7 protein-coding genes are annotated in these 5,780 nt (G+C 40.8%); all 7 read right to left on the bottom strand.

Annotated elements, in window-relative coordinates; all coding sequences use genetic code 11:
* Positions 1-68: 68 nt before the first annotated feature.
* The 7 genes from ABIL39_12210 to ndk are packed head-to-tail and all read right to left on the bottom strand — an operon-like array spanning position 69 to position 5,608.
* The gene (locus ABIL39_12210; GenBank protein MEO0166890.1) at positions 69-536 is read right to left on the bottom strand and encodes a hypothetical protein; all 468 of its coding nucleotides are present in this window, start codon (positions 534-536) and stop codon (positions 69-71) included.
* A gap of 27 nt (positions 537-563) precedes the next feature.
* Positions 564-1,268, bottom strand: a complete 705-nt coding sequence (locus tag ABIL39_12215) for a FecR domain-containing protein (GenBank protein MEO0166891.1) — start codon at positions 1,266-1,268, stop codon at positions 564-566.
* A 12-nt stretch (positions 1,269-1,280) separates the two neighbouring features.
* Entirely contained in the window at positions 1,281-1,835 is a 555-nt protein-coding gene (locus ABIL39_12220) for a hypothetical protein (GenBank protein ID MEO0166892.1), read from the bottom strand.
* 1 nt (position 1,836) lies between these two features.
* The gene (locus ABIL39_12225) at positions 1,837-2,778 is read right to left on the bottom strand and encodes a hypothetical protein (protein ID MEO0166893.1); all 942 of its coding nucleotides are present in this window, start codon (positions 2,776-2,778) and stop codon (positions 1,837-1,839) included.
* 20 nt (positions 2,779-2,798) lie between these two features.
* A complete protein-coding gene (locus ABIL39_12230) occupies positions 2,799-3,041 on the bottom strand; it encodes a hypothetical protein (protein MEO0166894.1) in 243 nt (80 codons plus the stop codon).
* Between the two features lies 1 nt (position 3,042).
* A complete protein-coding gene (locus ABIL39_12235) occupies positions 3,043-5,199 on the bottom strand; it encodes a transglycosylase SLT domain-containing protein (GenBank protein ID MEO0166895.1) in 2,157 nt (718 codons plus the stop codon).
* Entirely contained in the window at positions 5,189-5,608 is a 420-nt protein-coding gene (gene ndk, locus ABIL39_12240; protein ID MEO0166896.1) for a nucleoside-diphosphate kinase, read from the bottom strand. The genes ABIL39_12235 and ndk overlap by 11 nt, the downstream gene beginning before the upstream one ends.
* Positions 5,609-5,780 lie beyond the last annotated feature (172 nt).

The raw sequence follows: 5,780 nt of genomic DNA on the forward strand, positions 1-5,780 counted from the left end.
TTAAAACAAATTGAAAAAGAATCAAGAGACAAATCCATTTTTATCACCCCCACCTTAATCCTCCCCCATCAAAGGGGGAGGAAAAAGTGAGGAGTACTCAGAGTAGTGAAATATAGATAATTCAATCCAAAGATTCCATAATTTTTTATCGGACAAACACAAATACCATAAATATACCGCATACCATAAATGAGCCAGCCGAGCCAAGGTGGTTCAGGGGTAAGATTTTTTGTTTCCTCATATAAAAGAATACTCAAACTTTTTAACCAGGCATCCTCAAGAAATCTACCTGCACCCGGCGGAGGTCCCTGATTCGTTATTGCCAATTGAAAATTATTGAAAAAACCGATTGCCCCAGGATTATATTTTATCCCTGCAGGATCGTCACATTTACCAGTACCGCTTGAACCCATCCCGGTTTCCCGTGCACCGGCAGGAATGGAAAGGAATACGACACCAGGAGGGTCTGCTTGCTCAATGGTATCAGGAACTGGATTTGTAAATAACGATAGTAAAAGGAAGAAACTGTTGGGCATATATTTCCTTTTTAAGTTTAGTATTAATTAAAAAATACAGCCTTTTATCTTCCTCTTACCTTCTTCAATCAGTTCTTCTTTTTTCTCCTTTATCTCCTGCTCTGCCTTCTGTCTTAATGAATCAAGGATTTTACCACGATCAAGGAAATCCTTGTATTTCTCAGCAAAAAGTTTTATTTCGTCCAATGGCAATTTTTCCACGAGCGGTTTCAATTCTCCCTTACCAATTCGGGCGCTGAAATTCTTATCCACAAAAAACTCTTTCGCCCCCTCCACCAGGCTCTTCACCCTTATTTTACCTGCAAAGACGCTGAACGAACTCCGTCCTTCCTGGTCGACGGTCGTCTTGAATATTGTCCCCCGGATGTATGCCTGGGCGGCTTCTGTTTTTACTACAATCTCATCTCCCTTGTTTAACTTCGCCACCTTAGTGATCACCTCACCGATCGTAGCAAATATTCGCTGGTAAAATTTTTTTTCTACCTTCTCCTTTTTCTCAATCCTAATGCTGGAATTGGGTTCAATCCGCACCAGCGAGTAATCGGCAAACTGAATTTCGCACACGGATTCACGATAAGTCGTAACGATGTCGTTGACATATAACTGCGCATTGAGCACACCCGCATATTTTTTCCCACCGCGTTCCACAATCACATTACCTACCAGATAGGTGATTTTTGCCGGGACTTCGGTGGTAATCAACGACAAAAGAATCAATCCTGAAAAGATCATAACTCCCCCTATTTAATTGGCTTTTATTTGCAACCGCTTAATATAATGTTGCATCTGTAGAATTATCAACGGCACGCCAATAACCAATCCGTAAATCAATAAAAAATATGAATCATAACCCAATGCCATAGAAAAAATTATCAACCCCAAACTCTCGTAAAATTTTTCCACGGTTGCCTTATCTTTTACATTCATGTGCAATGCCTTTTCGCGCTGATAAATTCCCAGTCCAAGCAGAAAAATGCCCGCCAGCGGCAACAGTGGGCTTTTAAAAATGCGATATCTTTGCCACCAGACGATCGTGGCGATACCAAAAACGAAAGAAGAATAGAAAAATAATGCAAACAATCCTCGCAAAAGATAATTATGGGCCTCATTGGGAAAATGGGTTGGCTGGAAAAAAAGATTTTTCTGGTAATATTCCTTACAGAGCCATAAAACTAACAGCATGGTATAAAGATAAGGAAAGAACCAGTTCTCGTAGGGCCGCAAACAGTTATAAAAAAATAGTCCTGCGTATAACAAAACAAAGATGTCCCAGGCCAGTCTTTTAAAATTTAATTTCATCTTAGTAAAAAATTAAATCAAAGAGATATGTGCCTTCTCCATCTGGCACCAATACGCTATTCTGGTTCGCGATATTGCCGATGACCGCGTAGATCTTATCATTCAATATTTTGTTAACCTCAGTCTTGCTTAGCACTTGGATCTTGAATTTTGTCTCACAGTTAACCTTATCCATGAACTCAGCGAGGGTCAGTGAATAACAGGCTCGGTTATCCTTTATCATATTTACCGGATAGATCATAAGATTGACATTATATTTCTGTTTTAGTTTTTTAAAGATAAACTCGCTCAAAGGTTGATTGGCAATATCGACCGGGGTTTGAAGCGTTTGTGATAGCAATTGCCGGAAATTCTCTATTTTATTGATCATTGTTGAATCTGGCTCCAACTTTAACTTCTTCACCATGGTATCCTGAAGCATTCGCTCCCGAATGATAAAATCAATCACCATAGGTGGGGAATTTAATTGTTCTCTATTCACCACCCATAACACATCACTCCGTTCTCTGATCGTCGCCAATTTTATCTGCTCCGAGATGTTTAATGAATCACGAAATTGGGTGAATATTGCAAATCTAATGCCTTCATAATTTTTAAATCCGTAACCTAAGTCATGGGGGACAGACAAAAATCTTGTGCCAGGAACCGGTTGGTTGGTGATTAAAAAGTCAAGCGAAATTTCATCAAGTAGATTATAAAATCCCAGGCGATTGAAAAGCTGAGCCATGAACGGCGTGGCAAAATTCAGATAACCAACTTTGACACCATTTAGATTATGAATACCGGCAAGATTGGGTTGGGGGCGGTTAATATCATCAAGGAGTGAGGAGAGATAAAAAACTTCAAGTTTTGTAGTTTTGATACTAACCCGTTTCGGACAGTTTAAAAAAACAAGTAGCAGCAAAAGAAGCCAGCCATGTCTGGCACTTTTTATTCCCGACATAGTTTTATTATATTGAATCTTCATTCAATGTCAATATCTGAAGCCGGATGACTCAGGAATTCTTCAAGATATTCTGTGGCGAGATGATAATCTTTTTCATCGACCAACACTTCGCCCCAACCTCCAGACATCAACTTCGGTAAACCATCAAGCCAGGTGGTCTCAAACCGCCTTATTACTGCCTCAATATTGTGGCCCTTCAACATCTCTTTTATAGTAATCGCCGAAAATTCATCGGGTGCAAGATAGACTCGTTTTAGCATCTCACTCCAACAAATCACCCCATATTTTTTGATAAATCATGCGCCGAGCCATGGTCAGGCGCACATAATCCCGGGTTTCACTGAATGGAATCAATTCGATGAATTCATCCATTTCGGCATTGGGGTTTTTTGTAAGCCACCTTCTTAAATTGATCGGTCCTGCGTTGTAAGCAGCCAGCGCCAAAGGGAGATAATTGAACTCATTCAGCATTTTATTGAAATAATAAGTGCCGAACCTTATGGAAATCGTGGGATTGTAAAGGGAATAATCGGTGATTCCAAGTTCCCGGGCAATCAATCTTCCGGTGGAAGGGATTATTTGCATTAAACCCTGGGCATCGGCGCGACTCCGCGCCTCTGGGTTAAACATGCTCTCCTGCCATATCATCGCCAAAGCAAGCCAGATGTCATTACTATTTTCGGCGATGGTGAATAAATACCGCACCGGGTAAAGCAGTCGTAAAAAATCTACCGGAAAATTCCGAAAACTGTTGTTATATTCCAGCCATTTTTTTACCTCCAGAGCAAATCTTATCGCTCCATAATCATCACCATTTGCGGAACAAATCCGACATAATGCTATTAAATCGCTCAGTGATCTATCCGTTATCGCATTGAGTTCGGCAAGGGCATAATTATTTTCCCCGATTGCAAAATACCTCAATGCCCTTTTTATATGGATGGAATCCACAGAATCAAAAGTAACAGTTGTGTCACCGAATTTTTGTAGCCACCCTGTCAGACTCACGGTGTCCATAGGTATCAGACCGCCATTTTTTAATAATGAATAATAGGAAAGTGGATAGTTTGTAAGTAAATAATTTTTCAAACTATCCACCGGCTGCCCCAGACGCTCCCGTATCCTTACCTGCCAATAGATAAAATCTGGCTCATCATAGCGCGAGAGAATCGCCAGGGCTTCCGTTAATCTGCCAATACGGAAAAGTTGAAAGCCCGCCCGAAAATTAGTAGTCTTTTCTCGAACCTTGATGAATGTAGCAACCGCTCCAAGGGTATCGCCCAAGTCTTCCAGCAAAAAAGCCTTTCTTTTCAGTGCTTTAATGGCATGCTGGGTACTCGGATATTGATTGATTAGCGAATCATAAACTGCAATTGCAGTCGTATATTCCTGACGATTTTCAAAAATCAAAGCGCGGTAATAATAGGCTTCGGCACGCCGGCTCTTCAGCAGATAATTCAAAGCAGTGTTATAATTTCTTTGGTCGTAATAAATCTTGCCCAAATAATAATTAACATCGCTGTCGCGGACCGCTCGTTCCAGAAATTTTACCGCCCGGGGATAATCATTGTGTAAAAATGCTACCTTGCCGAATTCCTTATACTCCTCTTTATCTTTCGGTTTCAACACCGTGATACAATATTTGGCACCAAAAGAACTCGGATGGTTTTTAATCAAATCTCGCGCAAGTCTTTGAAATCTCTGACGCTCACCCTGGCGTTCCGATATTTTCAAACGGAGGAATTTACGGGATGCATTGTCTTTTATCCTTGCCATTGCTCTTTCGATGAGAGAAATGTTAGGAGTATTTAAAAGCAGATCAAATAAGAGTCGTTGATAATCCGCGGCTAATACTGAACTCACCGAATCAATGCTTAAGAGGGTGATCAATGCATTCTGCAGATCTTTCAATTGATAATAGCATTGGGCGGTGAATAGTTGAGAGTAGTCGCTTAATTCCTTGGCCCGGGCAAGAAAATTTATTGCTTCCTCATATTTTTCAAGCCGGAATAATGCGACCCCTTTTAGCAATGAATCCTCGGTTAGGTCTAAAACCTTCTCCCATCTTTTTTCCCTTAAAAAGATCTTGAGTGCCAGGTCTTTTAAGGTGGAATCGCCCTTCAGATCAATCTCTGCCGAAAGGCTATCAAGCAGGGCAGATGCCCGGAGATACTCTCGCTGGTCCAGATAGATCTTTAAAAGGATTTTTAATTTATCATTGGTGTATCGGGAATTCTTTACTCTTTTAAGAAGTTCAAAGGCATAAAGCGGTTTCAGCGATGCCAGGTGTGCTGCCTCCAGAATCAACTCCTGGTCCGGAAGGTGCTCAATTACGATCTCTTTTGTCCCGGGTTGAGGACAGGAGATAAAGAAGAGTAAAAAGATTAAAAAACTTTTCCGGCAATAATTAATAATCAAAAATCTCTTGTTGACTGAAAAAGAAGTTTATTTCCCGCTGGGGGTCCTCATCCGGTGCTGAAGCATGGACCACATTTTCACCAACCGATGTTCCATAGAGATTTCTGATGGTTCCTGGCGCTGCCTTCTTCGGATCGGTAGCACCAACGACTTCACGCAGTCTTTTTGGTGCATCAGGAGATTTCAAACAGGCAACGACGACCGGTCCGGAAGAGATGAAATCCACCAGCCAGTTATAAAATTCTTTACCCTTATGGATCTCATAGAATCTACCTCCCTGTTCTTTTGTCAGCCAGACCATTTTCATCGCCACAATTTTGAATCCGGCATCTACGATATGCTTGAGGATATTACCTACTAAATTTCTTTTTACTGCATCGGGTTTGATAATCAACAATGTCTTATCCATGGCTTAAGTATAACAAAAATTTTAATACTGTCAATGGGACGATGCACTGAGTACTCCTCACTTTTAATCTTCGGTTGGGCATAACTTTTTGAAACAAAAAAGCCACGGGTATTTGGATAAATCCAGCTTATCCAATAATTCTAAACCCAATCGGAAACTGCTTAACAATTTC

Source organism: candidate division WOR-3 bacterium (assembly GCA_039802205.1).
In the GTDB taxonomy this organism is placed as follows: Bacteria; Hydrothermota; Tepidihabitantia; order SM23-42; family JAOAFX01; genus JAOAFX01.

Excerpts from the sequence above, each read along its gene's own strand:
- ABIL39_12210 (MEO0166890.1), bottom strand. The coding sequence starts at position 536 with ATGCCCAACAGTTTCTTCCTTTTACTATCGTTATTTACAAATCCAGTT.
- ABIL39_12215 (MEO0166891.1), bottom strand. The coding sequence starts at position 1,268 with ATGATCTTTTCAGGATTGATTCTTTTGTCGTTGATTACCACCGAAGTC.
- ABIL39_12220 (MEO0166892.1), bottom strand. The coding sequence starts at position 1,835 with ATGAAATTAAATTTTAAAAGACTGGCCTGGGACATCTTTGTTTTGTTA.
- ABIL39_12225 (MEO0166893.1), bottom strand. The coding sequence starts at position 2,778 with ATGTCGGGAATAAAAAGTGCCAGACATGGCTGGCTTCTTTTGCTGCTA.
- ABIL39_12230 (MEO0166894.1), bottom strand. The coding sequence starts at position 3,041 with ATGCTAAAACGAGTCTATCTTGCACCCGATGAATTTTCGGCGATTACT.
- ndk (MEO0166896.1), bottom strand. The coding sequence starts at position 5,608 with ATGGATAAGACATTGTTGATTATCAAACCCGATGCAGTAAAAAGAAAT.